A 934-nucleotide genomic window follows, 5' to 3' on the forward strand; every position below is an offset into this window, starting at 1 on the left:
GTGCCGAACGGCCCCAGCCGGGTGCCCAGCGCCACCACCACGTCGGCTTGGGCGATCAGCTTCATGCCGGCCTTGGAGCCCTGATAGCCCAGCGGCCCACACCACAGCGGATGGCTGGCCGGGAAGGAGTCGTTGTGCTGGTAGCTGTTGACCACCGGGGCCCCCAGCCGCTCGGCCAGCGCCTGGCAGGCGTCCACGCCGTCGGCCATCACCACCCCGCCGCCGGAGACGATCACCGGGAACTCGGCCGTGGCCAGCAGTTCCGCCGCCTCGTCGAGGGTCCGGGTGCCGCCCGGGCCTCGGTCCAGCCGTGACGGCTGGGGAATCTCGGCCTCGATCTCGCCGTAAAAATAGTCTCGCGGAATGTTCAGCTGGGTCGGGCCCATCTCCGACATCGCCCGGTCGAAGCAGCGACCGGTGTACTCGGCCATCCGCGCCGGGTGGGTCACGTGGCCCTGGTACTTGGTGAACTCCTGGAACATCGGCAGCTGGTGGCACTCCTGGAAGCCGCCCAGGCCGATACCGGTGGTGCCCGCCTCGGGGGTGACGATGACCACCGGGCTGTGCGCCCAGTAGGCCGCGGCGATGCCGGTCACGCAGTTGGAGATGCCCGGGCCGTTCTGGCCAATCACCGTGCCGTGGCGTCCCGAGACCCGGGCATAGCCGTCAGCCATGTGCGCCGCGCCCTGCTCGTGGACCACCGGGATCAGGCGGATGCCGGCCGGGGCGAAGATGTCCATGGCGTCCATGAAGGCCGAGCCCATGATGCCGAACATGTCGGTGACGCCGTTGGCCACCAGGGTCTCCACGAAGGCCTCCGAGGGCGTCATCGTCTGCTTGCCCTGCACGACCTGGCGGGTATCTGCGGTGTTGTCGGTGCTCATGGGAGTCCTCCGAGCCGGTTGAAGATATTTATGATGTTTTTATGGAACCA

General features: G+C 68.1%; 1 protein-coding gene. It reads right to left on the reverse strand.

All coding sequences use genetic code 11. From position 1 onward, the window contains the following. On the reverse strand, positions 1-884 hold an 884-nt coding region (locus ACGTN6_RS20590; RefSeq protein WP_394594921.1), incomplete at its 3' end, for a thiamine pyrophosphate-binding protein. Between the last annotated feature and the right edge of the window lie 50 nt (positions 885-934).

This window comes from Halomonas sp. B23F22_20, assembly GCF_043496985.1.
GTDB lineage: Bacteria > Pseudomonadota > Gammaproteobacteria > Pseudomonadales > Halomonadaceae > Halomonas.